This window comes from Roseateles sp. AC306, assembly GCF_979253795.1.
Map to the genome: position 1 here is coordinate 38,164 of NZ_CEEDEB010000008.1, position 20,949 is coordinate 59,112.

General features: G+C 68.5%; 22 protein-coding genes. 17 read left to right on the plus strand and 5 right to left on the minus strand.

All coding sequences use genetic code 11. From position 1 onward, the window contains the following. Positions 1-98: 98 nt before the first annotated feature. From AC0IZJ_RS16530 to AC0IZJ_RS16550, 5 genes are read left to right on the plus strand one after another with little or no spacing between them, the layout of a single operon-like run. Positions 99-446 carry a GntR family transcriptional regulator gene (locus AC0IZJ_RS16530; protein ID WP_471851855.1) on the plus strand — a complete coding sequence of 116 codons (348 nt, stop codon included), beginning with the start codon at positions 99-101 and terminating at the stop codon, positions 444-446. Continuing rightward, positions 443-1,339: an ABC transporter ATP-binding protein gene (locus AC0IZJ_RS16535; protein WP_471851857.1), complete on the plus strand. Its 897-nt coding sequence runs from the start codon at positions 443-445 to the stop codon at positions 1,337-1,339. The genes AC0IZJ_RS16530 and AC0IZJ_RS16535 overlap by 4 nt, the downstream gene beginning before the upstream one ends. Beyond that, positions 1,336-2,004, plus strand: a complete 669-nt coding sequence (locus AC0IZJ_RS16540) for a hypothetical protein (RefSeq protein WP_471851859.1) — start codon at positions 1,336-1,338, stop codon at positions 2,002-2,004. Before AC0IZJ_RS16535 ends, AC0IZJ_RS16540 begins: the two co-directional genes overlap by 4 nt. 10 nt (positions 2,005-2,014) lie before the next feature. Then, on the plus strand, positions 2,015-4,111 hold the full coding sequence (locus AC0IZJ_RS16545; protein WP_471851860.1) for an ATP-binding cassette domain-containing protein: 2,097 nt from the start codon (positions 2,015-2,017) through the stop codon (positions 4,109-4,111). After that, entirely contained in the window at positions 4,108-4,893 is a 786-nt protein-coding gene (locus AC0IZJ_RS16550; protein ID WP_471851862.1) for an ABC transporter permease, read from the plus strand. Before AC0IZJ_RS16545 ends, AC0IZJ_RS16550 begins: the two co-directional genes overlap by 4 nt. Before the next feature lie 45 nt (positions 4,894-4,938). Here the strand turns inward: AC0IZJ_RS16550 and AC0IZJ_RS16555 are convergent, their stop codons facing one another. Continuing rightward, positions 4,939-5,802 carry a hypothetical protein gene (locus AC0IZJ_RS16555; protein ID WP_471851864.1) on the minus strand — a complete coding sequence of 288 codons (864 nt, stop codon included), beginning with the start codon at positions 5,800-5,802 and terminating at the stop codon, positions 4,939-4,941. 110 nt (positions 5,803-5,912) lie between these two features. After that, entirely contained in the window at positions 5,913-7,226 is a 1,314-nt protein-coding gene (locus AC0IZJ_RS16560) for a S8 family serine peptidase (RefSeq protein ID WP_471851867.1), read from the minus strand. A gap of 78 nt (positions 7,227-7,304) precedes the next feature. Between AC0IZJ_RS16560 and AC0IZJ_RS16565 the strand changes: the two genes are divergently transcribed. After that, entirely contained in the window at positions 7,305-7,802 is a 498-nt protein-coding gene (locus AC0IZJ_RS16565) for an RNA polymerase sigma factor (RefSeq protein ID WP_471851869.1), read from the plus strand. Further along, positions 7,799-8,395, plus strand: a complete 597-nt coding sequence (locus AC0IZJ_RS16570) for a NepR family anti-sigma factor (RefSeq protein WP_471851871.1) — start codon at positions 7,799-7,801, stop codon at positions 8,393-8,395. The genes AC0IZJ_RS16565 and AC0IZJ_RS16570 overlap by 4 nt, the downstream gene beginning before the upstream one ends. Here AC0IZJ_RS16570 and AC0IZJ_RS16575 read toward each other — a convergent pair whose 3' ends face one another. Further along, entirely contained in the window at positions 8,396-8,827 is a 432-nt protein-coding gene (locus AC0IZJ_RS16575; RefSeq protein ID WP_471851873.1) for a nuclear transport factor 2 family protein, read from the minus strand. It abuts the gene before it with no gap. 2 nt (positions 8,828-8,829) lie between these two features. Then, positions 8,830-9,456 carry a TetR family transcriptional regulator C-terminal domain-containing protein gene (locus AC0IZJ_RS16580; protein ID WP_471851875.1) on the minus strand — a complete coding sequence of 209 codons (627 nt, stop codon included), beginning with the start codon at positions 9,454-9,456 and terminating at the stop codon, positions 8,830-8,832. Between the two features lie 107 nt (positions 9,457-9,563). On the opposite strand from AC0IZJ_RS16580, the gene AC0IZJ_RS16585 reads away from it, so the two are divergent. The 9 genes from AC0IZJ_RS16585 (at position 9,564) to AC0IZJ_RS16625 (ending at position 19,958) form a co-directional block, all read left to right on the plus strand. Further along, positions 9,564-10,937 (plus strand): NAD(P)-dependent oxidoreductase, encoded by a 1,374-nt coding sequence (locus AC0IZJ_RS16585; RefSeq protein ID WP_471851877.1) that lies wholly within the window; start codon positions 9,564-9,566, stop codon positions 10,935-10,937. After that, positions 10,930-12,237 (plus strand): NAD-dependent dihydropyrimidine dehydrogenase subunit PreA, encoded by a 1,308-nt coding sequence (gene preA, locus AC0IZJ_RS16590; protein WP_471851879.1) that lies wholly within the window; start codon positions 10,930-10,932, stop codon positions 12,235-12,237. The genes AC0IZJ_RS16585 and preA overlap by 8 nt, the downstream gene beginning before the upstream one ends. A gap of 10 nt (positions 12,238-12,247) precedes the next feature. Further along, positions 12,248-13,747, plus strand: a complete 1,500-nt coding sequence (locus tag AC0IZJ_RS16595; protein ID WP_471851880.1) for a CoA-acylating methylmalonate-semialdehyde dehydrogenase — start codon at positions 12,248-12,250, stop codon at positions 13,745-13,747. A gap of 24 nt (positions 13,748-13,771) precedes the next feature. Then, the gene (locus AC0IZJ_RS16600) at positions 13,772-15,208 is read left to right on the plus strand and encodes an NCS1 family nucleobase:cation symporter-1 (protein ID WP_471851882.1); all 1,437 of its coding nucleotides are present in this window, start codon (positions 13,772-13,774) and stop codon (positions 15,206-15,208) included. Continuing rightward, positions 15,205-16,653: a dihydropyrimidinase gene (gene hydA, locus AC0IZJ_RS16605; protein ID WP_471851884.1), complete on the plus strand. Its 1,449-nt coding sequence runs from the start codon at positions 15,205-15,207 to the stop codon at positions 16,651-16,653. Before AC0IZJ_RS16600 ends, hydA begins: the two co-directional genes overlap by 4 nt. Before the next feature lie 2 nt (positions 16,654-16,655). Next, complete coding sequence (locus tag AC0IZJ_RS16610; protein ID WP_471851886.1) at positions 16,656-17,009, plus strand: bleomycin resistance protein; 354 nt, start codon at positions 16,656-16,658, stop codon at positions 17,007-17,009. Between the two features lie 10 nt (positions 17,010-17,019). After that, positions 17,020-18,276 (plus strand): Zn-dependent hydrolase, encoded by a 1,257-nt coding sequence (locus AC0IZJ_RS16615; protein ID WP_471851887.1) that lies wholly within the window; start codon positions 17,020-17,022, stop codon positions 18,274-18,276. A 77-nt stretch (positions 18,277-18,353) separates the two neighbouring features. After that, complete coding sequence (locus AC0IZJ_RS16620; RefSeq protein WP_471851889.1) at positions 18,354-19,427, plus strand: alpha/beta fold hydrolase; 1,074 nt, start codon at positions 18,354-18,356, stop codon at positions 19,425-19,427. Between the two features lie 102 nt (positions 19,428-19,529). After that, positions 19,530-19,958, plus strand: a complete 429-nt coding sequence (locus AC0IZJ_RS16625; RefSeq protein WP_471851891.1) for a hypothetical protein — start codon at positions 19,530-19,532, stop codon at positions 19,956-19,958. On the opposite strand, the gene AC0IZJ_RS16630 is transcribed toward AC0IZJ_RS16625, so the two are convergent. Continuing rightward, positions 19,930-20,361, minus strand: a complete 432-nt coding sequence (locus AC0IZJ_RS16630) for a hypothetical protein (protein WP_471851893.1) — start codon at positions 20,359-20,361, stop codon at positions 19,930-19,932. The two genes, AC0IZJ_RS16625 and AC0IZJ_RS16630, sit on opposite strands and share 29 nt — an antisense overlap. 87 nt (positions 20,362-20,448) lie before the next feature. Here AC0IZJ_RS16630 and AC0IZJ_RS16635 point away from each other — a divergent pair, with 87 nt between their 5' ends. After that, on the plus strand, positions 20,449-20,823 hold the full coding sequence (locus AC0IZJ_RS16635) for a MerR family transcriptional regulator (RefSeq protein ID WP_471851895.1): 375 nt from the start codon (positions 20,449-20,451) through the stop codon (positions 20,821-20,823). The last annotated feature ends 126 nt before the right edge of the window (positions 20,824-20,949 follow it).

Here is a 20,949-nt window from a genome sequence, read left to right on the forward strand (position 1 = left end):
TTGCATTGCGACGCTTGCATTCGCGCAACTGTGCACATATTCTGTGTATACACATTATGCACAGCAGTCTTTTCATCTCGCAGACCGACGCGAGGCCCATGTACCTCCAGATCGTGGAGCAGATCCGCCAGCGCGTCGCCGCCGGGGACTGGCCGGCGGGGCTGGAACTGCCGTCCATCCGCGCGCTGGCAGCCGACCTGCGGGTCAGCGTCATTACCGTCAAGCGCGCCTACCTGGACCTGGAGTCCGAGGGCGTCATCGTCACCCGCCACGGCAAGGGCTCGTTCGTGGCCGATGCGCAGGGCCTGGCCATGGACATGCGCCTGGCTCAGCTGGACACCCACCTCGCCGCAGCCGGTGAGATCGCCCGGTCCCTGGCCATGCCCGAGCCCGAACTGGTCGACCGACTGCGCAACGCGCTGAACAACGAGGAGCCGACAGCATGAGCGCCAAGGCCATTGAAATGAACGGCGTGCGCAAGGCGTTCCGCTTCTTCACGCTGGAAGACGTCACGCTGGACCTGGACCAGGGCCAGATCATGGGTCTCGTCGGCCCCAACGGCGCCGGCAAGAGCACCACCATCCGGCTGCTGATGGGCCTGCTGACGGCCGACGCCGGCAGCATCCGCCTGCTGGGCCACGACATGCCGCGCAGCCAGGCCGCCGCCAAGGCCGACGTGGGCTTTGTGAGCGACGACATGAAGCTGCTGCCGCAGGCGACGCTCGCCTGGCACATGGACTTCGTCGCCTCCATCTACCCCGGTTGGGACGCGGCCTACGCCGCCAAGCTGCTGAAGCGCTTCGGCCTGCACGCGGGGCAGACGGCCAAGAGCCTGTCCACCGGTGAGCAGGTCAAGGCCCTGCTGCTGCTGGCCCTGGCCCGCCGCCCGCGCCTGCTGGTGCTGGACGAACCCACGTCTGGCCTGGACCCGGTCGCCCGGCAAGAGCTGCTGACCGAGTTCATGGACGTGCTGCGTGACGACAGCCGCTCCATCCTGTTCTCCTCGCACAACACGCTGGACGTGGAGCGCATCTCCGACCGCATCACCTTCATCGACCGTGGCCGCGTGGTGGCGTCGAGCGACAAGGACGATTTCATCGAGCGCTGGCGCACGGTCCGCCTGCGGGTGCCCGAAGGCATGCCGGACTGGCGCCTGCCGGAGATCGTGCATCGCGACATCGACGGCCCCAACGTCACGCTGACCATCGACGGCTTCAGCGCCGACTTCCTCGCCCGCCTCGGCGCGCCGGTGCAGGAGGTGCACCGCATGAGCCTGGAGGAAGTCTTCGTCGCCACCGTCATGCACAGCCGGCAAGCGCAGGAGGTGCGCCCGTCATGAACCTGTTCACACGCAAGCTCATCGCCAAGGAGCTGTACCTGTATCGCTGGCTGCTCGTCGGCGTCACCGGTGCCGGCTTCGCGGCCCTGTTGACGGCGGCCAGTGGCGAGTTCGGCTTCAACATCGGCTTCCTCGTCTGGCTGACGGCCATCATCGCGCTGGGCGTGATGCTGGCGCTGTTTGGCGTGTCGTCCGAGCGCAAGGAGCGCTCGTTGCTGTTCATCCTCAGCCTGCCGCTGTCGTCCGCCGACTACGTGCGCGCCAAGCTGCTCGGCCTGCTCGCCTGCTTCCTGCTGCCCTGGGCGGCGCTGAGTGCCGGCGCCGTGGGGCTGGTGCTGGTCATGCCCGGCATCGCGGACGGGCTGCTGCCCTACACGGTGCTGCTGTGCGCCTTCCTGCTGATGAACTTCTCGATCGTGCTGTGCGCCGTGCTGCATGTCAGCTCCGAGGCGGGCATGGGCGGCGTCATCGTGCTGACCAACATGTCGGTGTCCCTCTTCATGATGGGCATCGGTCGAATCCCCGAGATCGGCGCCCACATGGGCAAGGCCGAGCCCGTCTGGAACACCACGTTCTGGCTGCTGCTGGCGGCCGAACTGGTGATTGCGCTGATCGCGCTGGCCCTGCCACTCGTCTTTGCGGCAAGGCGCCGCGACGTGCTCTAAGGAGACTTTCATGAACACCCAACCGAACGGCGAGAGGCTGCACGCCCTCGACGCAGTGCGGAGCTTTGCCCTTTTGCTGGGCGTCGCCTTCCACGCCAGCATGTCCTTCATCCCCGGCATCCCGAAAGGCATGTGGGCGATGAGCGACAACTCACCCAGCGCCTTCCTGGGCGACGCGGGCTTTGTCGCGCACAGCTTCCGCATGACGCTGTTCTTCTTCATCGCCGGCTACTTCGCACGGCTGCTGCATCAGAAGGTCGGCACCGCCGGCTTCTGGGCCAACCGCGGCAAGCGCATCGCCGTGCCCATGCTCGTCGGCTGGCCGCTGCTGTTCGTCGCCATCATCTTCGTCTGGGGGCTGGGCATGCAGAAGGTCTTCAACGGCGCGCCGCCCGCGCCACCCGAGATGTCCAAGGAGTTCGGCGCGCTGCCGCTGTTCCACCTGTGGTTCCTGTACCAGCTGCTGTGGCTGTATGCCGGTGCGCTGCTGGTGCGCGCCGCCATCGCGGCGCTGGACCGGGGCCAGGTCTTGCGCGGCTGGCTGAACCGCGGCGTCACCGGCGCCGTTCGCTGGCCCGCCGGGGCGTTGATGCTGGGCCTCCCGCTGGCAGCCTGCCTGCTGGCGCTGCCGATGTGGATGCCCTGGGTCGGCATCCCCACACCCGACCAGTCGCTGATCCCGCAGCTGCCCGCCACCGTGGGCTTCGGCACCGCCTTCGCGTTCGGCTGGCTGGTGCATCGCGCCCCAGGCGCACTGACCGCGCTTGGCGCTCGCTGGCCGCTGCACCTCGCGCTGGCCGCAGCGTCCTCGGCCGTCTGCCTTTACATCCTGAAGACGCAGCCGCCGTTCGGCATGCCTGATACACCCAAGCTGATATTCGCGCTGTCCTTCGTCGCCTCCGCCTGGTCCTGGAGCTTTGCCATCACCGGCCTGGCGCTGCGCTTCCTGTCCGGCCACAGCCCGGCACGGCGCTACATCGCCGACGCGTCCTACTGGATCTACCTAGCCCACCTGCCGCTGGTCATGGCCCTGCAGGTCTGGGTGGGGGACTGGACGCTGCACTGGGGCATCAAGTACCCGGTCGTCGTGCTGGGCAGCTTGGCCATCCTGCTGCTCAGCTATCACTGGCTCGTCCGTTCAACGGTCATCGGCAAGGTGCTCAATGGGCGGGCCTATCCGCGCCACGCCGTTGCAGATGCCCCGGTCGAAGCACCGGCAGATGACGAAGTCGTCGCGTCGCTGTGCGGCGTGTCCAAGCGCTACGGCAAGCTGGAGGCGCTGACCACAGTCGACCTGGAACTCAAGCGCGGCGAACTGCTCGCGCTCCTCGGCCCCAACGGCGCCGGCAAGTCCACCGCCATCTCGCTGTGGCTGGGCCTGCACGACGCCGATGCCGGCATCGTCAAGCTGCTCGGCGGCTCGCCGCAGGAGATTGCGCGGCGGCAAGGCCTGGGCGTCATGATGCAGGACGTCGAGCTGCCGAAGGACCTGAGGGTGCACGAGCTGGTGGCCCTGTCCGCCAGCTACTACCAGCGGCCGCTGAGCGTGAAGGACGCTCTGGCCCGTGCTGGCATCACGGCGCTGGCGAACCGCCCCTACGGCAAGCTCTCCGGCGGCCAGAAGCGGCAAGTGCAGTTCGCCATCGCCATCTGCGGCCAGCCGAAGGTGCTGTTCCTCGACGAGCCCACCGTGGGCCTCGACATCCAGGCCCGCGAGCTGATGTGGGCCAACATCCGCGCGCTGCTGCGCGAGGGCTGCTCCATCCTGCTGACGACGCATTACCTCGAGGAAGCCGAGGCACTGGCCACGCGCGTGGCGGTGCTCGGCAAGGGCCGCGTCATCGCCTCGGGCAGCGTGCCGGAAATGCGCGCACTGGTGTCGCGCCGGCACATCCGCTGCGAGACGATGGTGGCCGCCAACGAGGTGCGCGGCTGGCCCGGCGTCGTCGACGTGTCGACCGACCAGGCGCAATTGCACGTCGTCGCCACCGATGCCGAGGCCGTCGTGCGCCGCCTGCTCACCGCCGACCCGAGTCTCTCGCGTCTGGAAGTGAAGCAGGCCGGGCTCAACGACGCATTCAACGCACTCACCCAGGAGGCCGCATGACCACCTTGACCCACCCCCTGCCCATTGCTGCAACCCGGCGCGCGGCGTCGCCCTACGCGGTCGAGATCCGCCTCGAACTCATCCGCCTGCTGCGCGCGCCGGCCTTCGCGCTGCCGATGTTCGTGCTGCCCGTGGCCCTCTACCTGCTGTTCGCCTTCGCGGTGGCCGGCGAGCAGACCGCCAAAGACCCGGACGCCGCGCGCTTCATGTTCTCGGGCTTTTCGCTGATGGCCGTGACCATGGCCGCCGTGTTCGCCACCTGCCCCTCCATCGCGATGGAGCGCGAGCAGGGCCTGCTGACCCTCAAGCGCGCCCAGCCCGCGCCGCCCGGTGCCTGGCTCACGGCCAAGATCGCCGCCGGCGTCGTCACGGGCGTCATCGCCTACCTGCCCATCCTCGTGGTGACGGCCGTCAGCGGCCAGACGCTGCTCAGCCCGGGCCAGCTCGCGGCCATGAGCGCCGTGCTCATCGCCGGTGCCATCCCGTTTTGCGCACTCGGGCTGATGGTGGGCACGCTGGCCAACGGCACGGCCGCGCCGGCCTACGCCCACCTGCTCTATCTGCCTGGGCTCTACCTGTCGGGCGTGTTCTTCCCGCTGCCCAAGTCCATGTATTTCCAGGCGCCGTTCTGGCCGCAGTTCCACCTCAACCAGCTTGTCTTCGCGGCAGGCGGCGTCGACAAGTTCCGCTTCATCGGGCCAGAGATGGCGATGGCCGTACTGCTGGGCTTCACGGTGCTGTGCAGCGGCATCGCAATGTGGCGACTGAAGCGCCGCGGCTGACGCAAAAAAAGGCGGCCCGCAGGCCGCCCTGTTCATTGCTGACGATCAGCGCTGCGCCGAGCCGCTGGCCGAGGCGTCAAGTGCCACAGAGCGGTCAGCGCGCGAGGCCTTCGCCGACGCGCTGCCCGCCGCTTGGCCGTTGCGGCCCGCAGCCTGGCCGCCGATGTTGGTGCCGATGCCGTTCTTGCTTGCGCTGCCGTCGGCCGTGCCGCCCAACGTCAGCGGCGAGGTCGGGGCGGGCGTCGTGGACGCCGTGGGCGTGGCCGGCACAGCCGGGGTGGCGGGCGTTGTCGGCGTCGTCGACGCGGTCGGTGTCGCAGGAACGGCCGGCGTCGCAGGCGTCGCGGCCTGGCTCAGCGCCCCATTCAGCGTGCCGTTGCCTTGGCCGGCGAGGTTGCCGCTGACGCCATTGGCCGTGCCGTTGACGGCGCCGCTCAGGCTGCCATTGGCGCTGCCGGAGGCATTGCCAGCGGTGGAGCCAATCTGGTCCTTCAAGCCCTGCGCCGTGGTCTTCACGTCACCGAGCTTGTCGGTGGCACCGGACTTCACATCGCCCACGGCGGACTTGGCGGCATCGGCCTGGCCCTGCACGGCGGTCTTGATGTCGCCGGCCTTGGACGTGGCGCTGTCCTTCACGCCACCCACCGTGTCCTTGGTCTTGTCGATGGTGCCCTTGAGCAGGGACCCGTTGGCATTGGCCGAGCCAGCGGCGTTGCCGCCAACGTCAAGCTGACGGGGAGACAGCGCGCCGTTCAGGCCCCCAGTCAAGCCGCCGGTCAAGCCACCGGTGAGGCCACCGCCGGCACCGCCGCCGAGCAGGCCCGCGGCGTGGGCGTTGGCAGCAATGAGGCCGGCGGCGATGGCAACGGCGGTGAAGGCGGTACGAACGGTGCGACGGGTTGCGAACATGATGAATCTCCAGGATGGTTGTCTTGGAAGAGCCAGCCTTTCCGGCCCTTTCACTGAGTACAACGACCGCTGCGAAGATTTCCTTCCCGACCCACTTGCAACCGTGTGTTTCAGCGGTTCTGTCGCGCCTGCAACTGCTCGGGCACGACGCGCAAGTCCTCGGCGAGCAGGCCCCGGCCGTAGACCGGGTCACGTCCCGGGGCGCCCAGATCCACGGCGCTCGAGGCCAGCCGCTCGACGGCCGCAGCGGCGGCAGCCGCATCCGGCTCGCGCAGCTCCGTCGCCAGCAGCCCGGCCACCAACGGCGCCGCGAACGACGTGCCCCGTGCGGCGCCATAGCCGCCACCGCTGCGCGCCACGGCCATTTCGGCGCCGGGTGCCGACCACATCACCTGCGGCCCCTGCGCCGCTTCCGGCAGCACGCGGCGCGCGGCGTTCACGCCCGTCACGCCGACGACACCGGCATAGGCCGCCGGGAACAGTGGCGGCGCGGCCGGGCCGTCGTTGCCCACGGCCGCCACCAGCAGATGGCCGCGCTTGACGAGCGCCGCCACGCCGTGCTCCAGCAGCCGGTTCTGCGGGCCGACCAGGCTGAGGTTCACGACCGCCACGCGCTCGCGCGCCATCCAGGCGAGCGCGCGGACGACCTCCTCGGCAGAGCCGCCGTCGGGCTTGTCGCAGTACACATCGGCGGCGAAGAGTTCGGCCTTCGCTGAAGCGAAAGTCAAGGCGCCGGCAAAGCCGCGGTCACGACCGACCAGCAGGGACGCGACGGCCGTGCCGTGCTCGCTGGGCACCGAGTTGCCACCGCAACCGAAGCTGGCGCCGGTGGCGTGACGCAGAGCCTTGTGCCTACGGTCCACGCCGCCGTCGATCAGGCCGACGCGGATGGGGCCTCGCTGCGGCGCCGGCACAGCACCAGCGCCAGCCGCCACCTCGCCACTGCGTGAATAGAGATGGTTGAAATCCGCCTGCAGATCGGGCTGGGCCGCACGCAGCCGGGCCAGCGCCTCGGCCGTGTCCAGGCCCGCCGGCACGCGCAGCACGACCTCGCGCAGGCCCAGCTCGGGCCAGTCCTCGTCGCGCAGCGTGGTCAGGCCCAGCGCGCCGGCGGCGGCCAGTGCGGCTTCGTTGGGCGACACCAGCACCAGCTCCTGCCGGCGGATGGGCTCGCCGGCAGGATCGGCCTCGATGAGCTTGGGGTGCCGGCGCAGCAGGTCGCTCACATTCGTCACGCGCTGGTCCAGCAGACGCGTGGTGGACGACAGGATCTCGGGTAGCGGCTGCACGACGCGGTCCAGGACGCCCTGCAGGCGCGACACGCCCGGCAGCTGCGGCAATTGCGGCAGGCGCAGCTGGGCCCCGGCCGGCAGGCTGAAAGCGGCCAGAGCGAGGCTCATGAAGAGAAGAAGGACGGTTTTCATGTTCATCAGCGGTCGTTTGTGAGGATAACGAGCGAGGCAGGGAAGAAAATCCATGCCTTGTCCGTTGTCCGTGTATCGATGCCTGATTCCCTTCCCGAGCTTCGCCAGGAGATCGCCGCCCTGCTGCCCCGGCTGCGCCGTTTCGGCCGCACGCTGGCGCGGTCCCCCGAAGACGCCGACGACCTCGTGCAGGTCGCCATCGAGAAGGCCCTGACCCGCACCGACCAGTGGGCGCCTGGAACGCGCCTGGACAGCTGGATGTTTCGCATCATGCAGAACGCGTGGATCGATGAATTGCGTGCCCGCGAGCGGCGCGGGCAGACCTTCCTGCCCGAGGAGGAAGGCGAGCATGTCGGCGACGGCTCGGCCACGGGCTCGCAGCTCGACGCCATCCTCGTGCGCAAGGCCGTGGCCAGGTTGAGCGAGGAGCACCGCACGGTGGTGGGCCTGGTGTTGGTTGAAGGCCTGAGCTATCAGGAAGCGGCCGAGACGCTGGGCGTGCCGGTCGGCACCGTCACGAGCCGCGTGGCCCGCGCCCGCGAGGCGCTGCAGGAGTTGCTGGGAGAGTGGCCATGAATTTGAATGATGATCAATTGAAGGCCGAGCGGCGGCGCCTGTCTGCGGCTTTCGACAGTGTGTTGAGCGAGCCGGTGCCGGACCGGCTCAAGGCCCTGCTGGCCGAGCCGGCGCCCCAGGTCGTCAACCTGGGGGCGGTGCGGGCGCAGCGACGCGCCATGTCGAACTGGGCCGCCTGGGGCGGCATGGCGGCCACGCTGGTGCTGGGCACGCTGATCGGCACGCGGCTGGCGCCGCCGACAGGCGGCGACGACCGGCTGGTGGCGACCGGCGACATCGCCAAGGCGCTGGATCAGCAGCTCGCCAGTGCGCCGTCAGGCCCGGTAGCCGTGCAGGTCAGCTTCAAGGCCAGGGACGGCCGCTGGTGCCGCAGCTTCACGACCACCACTTCGGCCGGCCTGGCCTGCCGCGAGGGCGATGGCGCCTGGGCGCTGCGTCAGGTGGCCGCCGTGGCTGCACCGAGCGGCGGCATGCGCCAGGCAGCCAGCAGCCTGCCGCCCTCGGTATTGGCGGCGATGGACGCAGCCATGGCCGGCGAGGCGCTGAACGCCGAGCAGGAAAAAGCCGCGCGCGATGCGGGCTGGAAGCCCTGATCAGTCCTTGATCGGGCTGATCTGCACGCTGACGATCTTCCATACGCCCTTGCGGCGCACGTAGATGTCGATGTAGCGGTAGTGCGTGTTGAAGGCCTGGCCCTGGTAGCGGCCGGTCATGCGCGTGCGCCCGCTTAGCAGGGCCGTGTCGCCGTAGAGGCGCACCTCGAAATCCTCGACGGTGTAGGGGTCCAGCTGCAGGTCGGGCGACACCAGGCCGTCGACGAAGCTGGCCTTGGTCTCGACATTGCCGCGTGCGTCGATCTGCCGGAAGTCGTCGGCCATGTTGGCCTCGATGGCCGCGCGGTCCTTGGCCAGGATGGCGCGGTCCCAGGCATCGGCCTGGGCCTTCAAGCGGGCGACCAACGAGCCGGGCGCCGCTTGAGCCAGGCCCGTCGCAGCCAGGCCCACCAACAGCGCGCGCCGCTTCACTGCTACACCTCGAGGCTGCGCCAGATCAGGCTGGTGATCAGCTCCCGGGCACGCTCGAAGTCTTCCTCGTCCAGCGCCGACTTGCCCATGTAGAGCGCGAACTGCGGCCCCAGGTCGGCATAGGCCTGGGTGGATGACCAGATCAGGAACATCAGGTGCGTGAAGTCCAGGCGGCGCACGCGGCCCTCGTTGGCCCAGCGCTCGAAGCGAGCCACGTCGGCGTGCAGGAGCGGCATGACCTGGGCCTTGAGCACGTCCTGGTAGCGCGGCGCGCCGGCCATGATTTCGCGCGTGAACACGGCGTTGCCGCTGGGCCGCTCGCGGCTGAAGCGCAGCTTGACCTGCACATAGGCCCGGATGGCCGTCTCGGGCTCGTCGGCTTCCGCGATGGCCGACATGCTGGCCATCCACTCCCCCATGACGCTGTCCAGCACGGCGCGGTAGAGGTCTTCCTTGCTGGGCCAGTGGTAGAGCAGGTTCTGGCGCGACAGGTCCAGCGCGGCGGCGATGCTGTCCAGGCTGACGCCTTCAAAACCAAAACGCGCGAACTGGTGTTCGGCTTCAATGAGGATGGCCTCCTGCTTGCGCAGGGTGGCGGCGCGGGGGGTACGTACTGCGGGAACGGTCATGCACCGGATTCTGCTGGGCGCGCACCAAGCGCTTGCTGCGGGTTTTTACGCTTAGGTCAAGTTTTACAGGGTAGTAATGTTTGGCTGTTTTCTACAGGGAGAAGCCCGTGGACCTTGCCGACCTGAAGTCCGGCCGACTGAAGCCCGCCGAGTACGAGCGCAACTTTGCCGATGCGCATCCGCCGCTGAACCGCACGCAGGCGCTGATCGAGGCCGAGCGTTGCTACTACTGCTACGCCGCCCCCTGCCAGACGGCCTGCCCCACGGGCATCGACATCCCCGCCTTCATCCAGCGCGTGGCGCAGGACAACGTGCGCGGCGCGGCCGAGGCCATCCTGACGGCCAACCCGCTGGGCGGCATGTGCGCGCGCGTCTGCCCGACCGAGGTGCTGTGCGAGCAAGCCTGCGTGCGCAACACCAACGAGAGCAAACCGGTCGAGATCGGCCTGCTGCAGCGCTTTGCGGTGGAGGGTCACTTCGCCAATCCCGGAGCCAAGCCGCTGTTCGAACGCGGCCTGCCTACGGGTCAGCGCATCGCCGTCGTCGGTGCAGGGCCGGCCGGCCTGGCCGCCGCACACGGCCTGGCGTGGCGCGGACACGACGTTTTTCTCTTCGACGCCGCACCGAAATTGGGCGGCCTCAACGAATACGGCCTCGCCACCTACAAGGTCGCCGGCGGTTTTGCGCAGCGCGAGATCGACTGGCTGCTGAGCATCGGCGGCATCACGCCGAAGCTGAACTGTCGACTCGGTCGGGACATCACGCTCGACGGCCTGCTGGCTGACTACGACGCCGTCTTCCTGGGCCTGGGCCTGGGCGGCGTCAACGCGCTGGGCATTGCCGAGCCCGAGCTGCCGGGCCTTCGCAGCGCGGTCGACTTCATTGCCGACCTGCGCCAGAGCGCGCCCGAGGCCGTGCCCGTGGGCCGCAAGGTCGTCGTCATCGGCGGCGGCATGACGGCCGTGGACGCAGCCGTGCAGAGCAGACTGCTGGGCGCCGAGCAGGTCACCATGGTCTACCGCCGCGGCATCGACGGCCTTTCTGCATCTACGCACGAGCAGCACTGGGCGCAGACCAACGGCGTGACCATCCGCTGCTGGGCGCGGCCGCTCGCCGTCGAGGCTGACAGCGGTGTGCTGCGCGGCATGCGCTTCGCGGCGACCAAGCTTGAGGACGGCAAGCTCGTCGACACCGGCGAGCAGTTCCTCGTCGAGGCCGACCTGGTGCTGCGCGCCATCGGCCAGACCTACGAGGCTGAACCGGCCGGCGCAGCCATCGAGCTGGAGAGCGGCCGCATCAAGACCGACGCCGACGGCCAGACCAGCCTGGCCCGCGTCTGGGCCGGCGGCGACTGCCGCGCCGGTGGGCGCGACCTGACGGTCGAAGCCGTGGAGCACGGCAAGCGCGCTGCCGCCAGCATCGACCGTGCCCTGGGTCTATCCACCGCCCGCCATCTCGACAAGGAGGCCGCCCATGGCTGACCTGAGCACCAACTTTCTCGGCATCAAGAGCCCCAACCCGTTCTGGCTCGCTTCCGCCCCGCCGACGGACAAGGAGATCAACGTGCGCCGCGCCTTCGAGGCCGGCTGGGGCGGCGTCGTCTGGAAGACGCTGGGCGAGGACCCGCCGGTCGTCAACGTCAACGGCCCGCGCTACGCCACGCTCTGGAGCCAGGACCGCCGCGTCATCGGCTTCAACAACATCGAACTGATCTCGGACCGGCCGCTGCAGATCAACCTCGACGAGATCCGCCGCGTGAAGCGCGACTTCCCGGACCGGGCCATGGTCGTGTCTCTGATGGTGCCGGTGAACGAGGCAAGCTGGAAGGACATCCTCGCCAAGGTGGCCGACACCGGCGCCGACGGCGTGGAGCTGAACTTCGGCTGCCCGCACGGCATGAGCGAACGCGGCATGGGCTCGGCCGTCGGCCAGGTGCCGGAGTACATCCAGCAGGTGACCGAGTGGTGCAAGAAGCACACCGGCATGCCGGTCATCGTCAAGCTGACGCCCAACATCACCGACGTGCGCTTCCCGGCGCGCGCCGCGCATGCCGGCGGCGCCGATGCGGTGAGCCTCATCAACACCGTCAACTCCATCATGGGCGTGGACCTGGACCGCATGACGATGAGCCCCGTCACCGACGGCCTGGGTTCGCACGGCGGCTACTGCGGCCAGGCCGTGAAGCCCATCGCGCTGAACATGGTGGCCGAGATCGCCCGCGACCCGGCCACGGCAGGGATGCCTCTCAGCGGCATCGGCGGCATCACCACCTGGCGCGACGCGGCCGAGTTCATCGCCATGGGCTGCGGCACGGTGCAGGTCTGCACGGCCGCCATGGTCTACGGCTTCAAGATCGTGCAGGACATGTGCTCGGGCCTGAACACCTTCATGGACGAGAAGGGCTATGCCTCCATCGAGGACTTCCGCGGCCGCGCCGTGCCGACCGTGAAGAACTGGAACCAGCTCAACCTGAACCATGTCGAGAAGGCGGTCATCGACCAGGACAGCTGCATCAAGTGCGGGCGCTGCCATGTTGTCTGCGAGGACACCTCGCACCAGGCCATCTTCGCGATGAAGGACGGCCAGCGGCACTTCGAGGTCAACGACGCGGAATGCGTGGGTTGCAATCTCTGCGTGTCGATCTGCCCCGTCCCTGGCACCATCTCGATGCGTGCGCTTCAGCCCGGTGAGACCGATGCGCGCACGGGCCGCGTCATCGACGGCTCCTACGCCAACTGGACAACGCACCCGAACAACCCGATGAGTGCCGGATGCGCTTGAAGGAATTGAGATGAGTCATTACGAAGTCGGCCACTGGATCAACGGCGCCATTTCAAGCGGCAGCGGCGCGCGCCAGCAGGACATCTACAACCCCGCCACGGGCGCCGTGCAAGGCAAGCTGTTGCTGGGCAGCGTGGCGGATCTGGATGCCGCCGTGGCCAGCGCCACGAAGGCCGCCAAGGCCTGGGGCCAGACGCCCGCACTGGCCCGTTCGCGCGTGCTGTTCAAGTTCCTCGCCATCGTGCAGGACAAGCGCGAGGAGCTGGCCGCTGCCCTCGTGCGCGAGCACGGCAAGACCATGCCCGACGCGCTCGGCGAAGTGGCGCGCGGCATCGAGAACATTGAGTTCGCGACCGCGATGCCTCAGTTGCTCAAAGGTGAGTACACGGAGCAGATCGCGCGCGGGCTGGACGCCTGGAGCACGCGCCAGCCGCTGGGCGTGGTGGCCGGCATCACGCCGTTCAACTTCCCCGCCATGGTGCCGATGTGGATGTACCCGCTGGCCATCGGCTGCGGCAACGCCTTCATCCTCAAGCCCAGCGAGCGCGACCCGTCAGCCTCGCTGCTGATGGCGCAATGGCTGAAGGACGCTGGCCTGCCCGACGGCATCTTCAGCGTCGTGCAGGGCGACAAGGACATCGTCGACGCCATCCTGGCGCACCCCGGCATCGCCGCCGTCAGCTTCGTCGGCTCGACGCCGGTGGCCGAGCACATCTACAAGGTCGGCACGGCCCACGGCAAGCGCGTGCAGGCGCTGGGCGGCGCGAAGAACCACATGGTCGTCATGCCCGATGCCGACCTCGAACAGGCCGTGGACGCGCTGATGGGCGCGGCCTATGGCTCGGCCGGCGAGCGCTGCATGGCGATCTCCGTCGCAGTAGCTGTCGGTGACGCGGCAGACGCATTGGTCGCCGCCCTTGCGCCCAAGGTCGCCGCGCTGAAGATCGGCGAGGGCAACGGCGCCGGCATCGAGATGGGGCCGCTGATCACGCGGGCCTCGCAGCAGCGCGTCGAGAAGCTGATCGGCGAAGGCGTGGCCGCCGGTGCGAAAGCGGTGGTCGACGGACGGGGCTGCCGCGTAGCCGGCTTCGAGGACGGCTTCTTCGTCGGCGGCACGCTGCTGGACGGCGTCAGCGCCGACATGAGCTGCTACACGGAAGAAATCTTCGGCCCCGTGCTCTGCGTCGTGCGCGTGCCCGACCTGGCCGCGGCGATCGCCTTGATCGAAGCCAACGAATACGCCAACGGCGTCGCCATCTTCACGCGCGACGGCCATGTGGCGCGCGAGTTCGTGCACCACATCCAGGTCGGCATGGTCGGTGTCAACGTGCCGCTGCCGGTGCCGATGGCCTTCAACAGCTTTGGCGGCTGGAAGCGCAGCCTGTTCGGCGACCACCATGCCTACGGGCCCGAAGCGGTGCGCTTCTACACGCGGCACAAGGCCGTGATGCAGCGCTGGCCGGATTCCTTGCCGAAGGGTCCGCAATTTGCTTTCCCGCAGAACACCTGAGTTCTCCTTCGCGAAAGGCATCCCATGAGCGCCGTCGACCCCACCCTGAGCAACGCCGACCTGCTACCCACCACGGCCGCGCAGCGGCACTGGCGCTGGAAGGACTTCGCGGCGCTGTGGGTGGGCATGGTGGTGTGCGTGCCGACGTACACGATGGCCAGCTCGATGCTGGACCAGGGCTTCAGCTGGCAGCAGGCGGTGATGCTGGTGCTGCTGGCCAACCTCATCGTGCTGCTGCCCATGGTGCTCATCGGCCGCGTCGGCCCCAAGCACGGCATTCCCTTCCCCGTGCTGGCGCGCGCCTCCTTCGGCGTGAAGGGCGCCAACCTGCCGGCCGTGCTGCGCGGGCTGGTGGCCTGCGGCTGGTTCTCCATCAACTGCTATTTCGGCGCGCTGGCGCTGCACAGCTTCCTGAACGTGCTGGGTTTCAACCTCGCCGCACCGGCCGCGGGCGAGACGATCAGCACGTCGCAGTTCGCCTGCTTCATCGCCTTCTGGGCGCTGCACCTGTGGTTCATCTGGCGCGGCACCGAGTCCATCCGGCTGCTCGAAGTCATCGCCGCGCCGCTGATGATCGGCGCCTCGATCGCGCTGGTCGTTGCGCTGATGATGGCTGTGCCGAGCGCACAGCTGTTCGGCCTGCCGGCCAAGCAGGTGCCTGGCGGACCCAACACCTGGGCCGCACTGACCGGCCTGGTCGGCTTCTGGGCCACGCTGGCGCTGAACATTCCCGATTTCACGCGCTTCGCGAAAACGCAGCGCGACCAGACGCTCGGCCAGGCCATCGGCCTGCCCGTGCCGATGGCGCTGTTCTCGATGGTCGGCGTCATCGGCTTCTCGGCCAGCGCCATCCTCTACGGCAAGGCCGAGCTGTTTCCCGATGCGCTGCTCGCAAAGATGGGCCCGGTCGCCGCAGGCCTCGGCCTGCTGGTCATCCTGCTGGCCAACCTGACGACCAACGTCGCGGCCAACCTCGTGTCGCCGTCGTATGACTTCTCGCAGCTGGCGCCATCCAAGATCAGCTTCCGCATGGGCGGCCTCATCGCCGCAGTCATCGGCCTGCTCTTCATGCCCTGGAAGCTGCTCGCCACCTCGGGCGGCTACCTGTTCACCTGGCTGGGCGGTTATGGCACCTTGCTCGGCGCCATCGCCGGCATCCTGATGACCGACTACTACCTGATCCGTCGCACGGAGCTGAACGCCGCCGACCTCTACCGCCGCGGTGGCGAGTACGAGTACAGCGGCGGCTGGAACGTGCGTGCGCTGATCGCGCTGGCTCTGGGCGTGCTGCCATGCCTGCCCGGCTACCTGGCCGTCTCCGGTGTCGTCGACAAGGCGGCCGTGGCGCCCTGGATGATCTCGTTGTTCGACTTCGGCTGGTTCTTCAGCCTGGCCGTGGCCGGCACCGTCTACTACCTCAGCATGCCGCGTCGGGTCGCCGCGCAAGGAGTTCCTGCATGACCTCTCTCTTGATCCGTGGCGCCACGGTGGTCAACGCCGATGCGGAGAGCCGCAGCGACGTTCTCTGCGTCGATGGCCGCATTGCCGCCATGGGCGACCGCGCGGCCAAGGAAGCGCCAAGCGGCACCGAGACGCTGGACGGCAGCGGCCAATACCTGCTGCCCGGCGGCATCGACCCGCACACCCACATGCAACTGCCCTTCATGGGCACCGTCACGCAGGATGACTTCTTCAGCGGCACGGCGGCGGCCCTGGCCGGCGGCACGACGAGCATCATCGACTTCGTCATCCCCAACCCGCATCAGCCGCTGATGGAGGCCTACCGCACCTGGCGCGGCTGGGCCGAGAAGAGCGCAACGGACTACGCCTTCCACGTCGCTGTGACATGGTGGGACCAGAGCGTCAGCGACGACATGGGCACCCTCGTGCGCGAGGAAGGCGTGAACAGCTTCAAGCACTTCATGGCCTACAAGAACGCCATCATGTGCGACGACGAGACGCTGGTGAACAGCTTCAAGCGCTCGCTGGAACTGGGTGCCATGCCGACCGTGCACGCCGAGAACGGCGAGCTGGTCTACCTGCTTCAGGCCGAGGTGGCCAAGATGGGCATCACCGGCCCCGAAGGCCACCCACTGAGCCGCCCGCCGATGGTCGAGGGCGAGGCCGCCAACCGCGCCATCGCCATTGCCGACGTGCTGGGCGTGCCCATCTACATCGTGCACGTCAGCTGCATCGAGAGCGCCGAGGCGATTGCCCGCGCCCGCGCCCGCGGCCAGCGCGTCTACGGCGAGGTGCTGGCCGGCCATCTGCTGATCGACGACAGCGTCTACCGCGACCCTGATTTCGCGAAGGCCGCCGCCTATGTGATGAGCCCGCCCTTCCGCCCCAAGATCCACCAGGAGTTCCTGTGGCGCGGCCTGCAGTCGGGCCAGTTGCACACGACCGCGACCGACCATTGCACCTTCTGCGCCGAGCAGAAAGGCATGGGCCGCGACAACTTCGCCAAGATTCCCAACGGCTGCGGCGGCGTCGAGGAACGCATGGCCGTGCTGTGGGATGCCGGTGTCAATTCCGGCCGGCTGACGCCCAGCGAGTTCGTCGCCATCACGTCGGCCAACGCGGCGAAGCTGTTCAACATGTACCCGCGCAAGGGCGTCATCGCCGAGGGCTCGGACGCCGACCTCGTGCTCTGGGACCCGGCCGGCAGCAAGACGCTGTCTGCCAAGACGCAGTTCTCGAAGAACGACTTCAACATCTTTGAGGGCCGCACCGTGAAGGGCATTCCGAGCCACACGATCAGCCAGGGCCGCGTCGTGTTCGCGCGCGGCGATCTGCGCGCTGAAGCTGGCAAGGGCCGGTATCTCAAGCGCCCGCCGTTCGGCCCGCAGTTCGATGCGGCGATCAAGCGCTCGCACGACCTCGCGCCCACCGCTGTCGTCCGCTGATCATGCAAACGGTCATTCCGCAGCTGCGCATGACGGATGCGGCGCGCAGTCAGGCCTTCTATATCGACCAGCTCGGTTTCAGCATCGACTGGCAACACCAGTTCGAGCCGGGCCTGCCGCTGTTCCTGCAGATCTCGCGCGAAGGCCAGACGATCTTCCTGACGGGCCACGCGGGCGACTGCGCACCCGGTGGTGCCGTCTACTTCTGGGTGCCGGATGCAGACGGGACTTACGCCGCCTTCATCGCCAAGGGCGTGCAACCCGTCAAGCCGATCGAAGACATGCCATGGGGCGTGCGCGAGTTCCTGCTCGTCGACCCCGACCACAACAAGCTGCGCTTCGGTACGAAGCTCTGAGGACTTCGCCATGGACATGCCCACCACCCAGCCCAACATCACGAAGCTCCGCGTCAACGGCCAGCGCCTCTGGGACTCGCTGATGGAGCTGGCCCAGATCGGCGCCACCGAGAAAGGCGGCGTCTGCCGCCTGACGCTGACCGACCTGGACAAGCAGGGCCGCGACCTCGTCACACGCTGGGCACGCGAGGCCGGCATGACGGTCACCATCGACAGAATAGGCAACGGCTTCATGCGCCGCGCCGGCCGCAACAACAGCCTGCCGCCCATCATGACCGGCAGCCACATCGACACCCAGCCCACCGGCGGCAAGTTCGATGGCAACTACGGCGTGCTGGCCGGCATCGAGGTCGTGCGCACGCTGAACGACCACGGCATCGAGACCGAGGCGCCCATCGAAGTCGCGTTCTGGACGAACGAGGAAGGCTCGCGCTTCGTGCCCGTCATGATGGGCTCGGGCGTGTTCGCCCAGGCCTTCACGCTGGAGCACGCCTACGCGGCCACCGACACGGCAGGCTTGACCGTCAAGGGCGAGCTGGAGCGCATCGGCTACATCGGCGAGCAGGTGCCCGGCGACCACCCGATCGGTGCCTACTTTGAGACCCACATCGAACAGGGACCGGTGCTGGAGGACCACGACAAGACCATCGGCGTCGTCACCGGCGTGCTGGGCATCCGCTGGTACGACTGCGTCGTCACCGGCATGGAAGCCCACGCCGGCCCCACACCGATGGCGCTGCGCAAGGACGCGCTGCAGGTGGCCGCCAAGCTGATGCAGGAGGTCGTCGCCTGCGCCCACCGCCACCCGCCGCACGGCCGCGGCACCGTGGGCATGGTGCAGGTGCACCCCAACAGCCGCAACGTCATCCCCGGCCGCGTCAAGTTCAGCATCGACCTGCGCAATGCGACCGACGCGCTGTGCGAGGCGATGGACGCCGACATCCGCGCCGTGGCCGCCAAGCTGGCGCAAGAGAGTGGATTGCCCATCGACATCACGCCCGTCAGCGCCTATCCCGCCCAGCCCTTCCATGCCGACTGCATCGCCGCCGTGCAGAAAGCCGCCGACACGCTGGGCTACAGCAACATGCGCGCGGTGTCAGGCGCCGGCCACGACGCCGTCTACATGGCGAGGTTGGCGCCCGCCGGCATGATCTTCATCCCCTGCAAGGACGGCATCAGCCACAACGAGATCGAGGACGCCAAGCCGGAGCACATCGAGGCGGGGTGCAATGTGTTGTTGCAGGCGATGCTGGAGCGGGCTGGCTGAGCGTCGCGAAGAGCTGCTCCTATAGTGCGCCGCCAAGGCGCCCGCTCGACGGTGCCTCACCCCACGAGGAAGCCCGTTTGATCCGCTGCTTGCTGACCGCCGCCCTGCTGCTCACGCAGCCCATGGTCCATGCGGCTGAGCCGCTGACTTCGGCCTGCGCAGTCACCGCCAAGGACCGCACGGTCCACGAGCAAGCCTTCGTCCCCCTCAACGGCATCCCCCAATGGCTGACCATCACCGGCCAGGACTGCCGCAACCCCGTGCTGCTCTTCATCCACGGCGGCCCGGGCAACCCGAACACGCCGTTCGCCGGCGCCCTCTATGGCGCCTGGGCAAAGCACTTCACCCTCGTGCAGTGGGACCAGCGCGGCGCCGGCCGTACCTATGGCCGCAACCTGCCGGTGCGGGAGCTGGAGCCGGCCGAGTTCAACAGCACGCCGCTGACGCTGGAGCTGATGGCCGCGGATGGCATTGCCGTGGCCGAGTACCTGCGGCAGCGCCTCGGCCACGCCAAGCTCATCCTGACAGGCAGCTCCTGGGGCTCAGCGCTCGCCGTGGAGATGGCGCACCGGCGGCCCGAGCTCTTCCACGCCTATGTCGGCGTGTCGCAGCTCGTCGGCCCGACCGACCTGACGGCCAGCCACGCGCTCGCGCTGCACCGCGCACGCGAGCTGGGCGATCAGGCGGCCATCGCCATGCTGCAAGCGATCGGCGCGCCACCCTGGACCGACCCGCGCAGCTTCGGCAAGCTGCGCCGCATCCTGCGCGGCTACGAGGCGCAACGCGCGGAGGCGGGCCCGGCCTGGAAACCCGCCGCAGACTATGCCGGCCCTCAGGATGCCGCAGCCTATGAAGCTGGCGAGGATTTCTCCTTCCTGAAGTTCGTCGGCCTCAAGGGCGACGGCATGTTGTGGAAGCTCGACCTGACCGGGCAGCGCACGCGGCTGCAGCTACCGGTCTTCCTCGTGCAGGGCGAGGAAGACCTGCTGACGCCGCCGGCCGTCACGCGCGCCTACTTCGACCGCATCGAGGCCCCGAGGAAGCAACTCGTCACCGTGCCCCGCGCCGGCCACGATCCCAACGGGCCGCTGCTGGAGGCTCAGCTGAAGCTGCTGCGGAATGAGGTGCTGCTGCTAACGCGCGAACGCTGACGGTCGGCCCAAACGTTCTGTAACCCGCTGTCCCGCAAAGCCGGGGCACGCCTGCGGATGCCGCTCGACAGAATGGTCAGCCACCCTCATGAGGTTTCGCGCATGCCCAAGCTTCCCAGCGTCCTGCTGTTCGCCGCCCTGCTGGCAGGCAGCCCACTGGCCCAGGCCGACGATGTCTCCGCCGACAAGCTCGCCAAGGCCATCGGCACGGGCGACCTGCGCGTCAAGGCCATACCCAAGCGCCGGCCGCAGCAGGTGCACCAGGACTACGAGATCAACAACGCCAAGGGCGACACATTGTTCTTCGTCATCCAGGCGCCGCCTGCCATGTTCGCGGAGTGGAAGCAGGTGCCGGGTTTCACACCCTTGAGCGGCCTGGGTCAGGAGGCCTACGAACGCCCCGCCATGGACCAGTTCTGCGCCCGAGGTACCCGCTACGCCGCCTGCGTGACGCTGATGCCCATGGCGCCGTTCCCGGCGGGCAAACCATCGCCGCAGCAGATCAAGGCCGCGTTGGCGACGCTGATCTGACGGCGGCCGGGCGCACACGCCACGCCTGCGCCACCGCCCACGCGGCCTCCGGCAGCAGAAAGCCAAGCAGAACCGGCTCGCCGGTTTGCAGCCAGGCCCAGGCCATCCACGAGCTGAACAACACCCGCGTCGCCGCGTCGTAGCGGCCGAACTGCTGCGTCGGCCCACGCAGCCGCAGCACCGACCAGACGAGCACCACACTGCCCATCAGCAGGCCGAACAGCGTGTGCATGACGCCAAAGGCCGGCAACGGCTGGCCGCCCAGCGCCTGGTTGACGGCACTCAAATGGCCAAAGGCGATGGCAAAGCTCCAGGGCGTGGCGAACGGCGCCGTGACGAGCAGGTCATAGGCCGCGCTGGCGCTCACGAGACGACGGAACTGGGAGGAGCTGAACGAGGGCATGGGGGCTGCAGGAGTCACGAAGGCCACGATGCTCAACCCTGGACTACGCTCCAGGGTCAAGCATTTTTCTGCCCCGACTCAGACGCCATGCAGATCGGCACCCTGTCCACCCTCACCGGCCTGAGCCGCGACAGCCTGCGCTTCTACGAGAAGCGCGGCCTGCTGCAGGCGCGCCGCACCAGCAACGGCTACCGCGACTACCCCGAGGAGGCCGTGCAATGGCTGGGTTATGTGCGCACGGCCCAGCAGCTCGGTTTCACGCTGGCCGAGATTGCCGCCGACCTGCCGCTGCTCGCCCAAGGCGAGGACGCAGGCCCGGCGCTGCGGGCGACGCTGGCGCGCAAGCTGGGCGACATCGACGAGCGGATCGCCGCGTTGCAAGGCCTGCGCGCAGATCTGGCGAGCCGGCTGGACGCAACGCCCGAGACCGGCGCGAGCTGCCCGCTGCGGCAGCAGGCGTGAAAAGACCGGCGCTGTGAGGGGGCGGCCTCAAGTGCCGCCGTCACACCGCGCGCAAGATTCAGCTCGCGCTGTTGTCGCTGGCACAACCGGGCAGCAAAGCAGAAACAACGCACGAGATGACAGCCC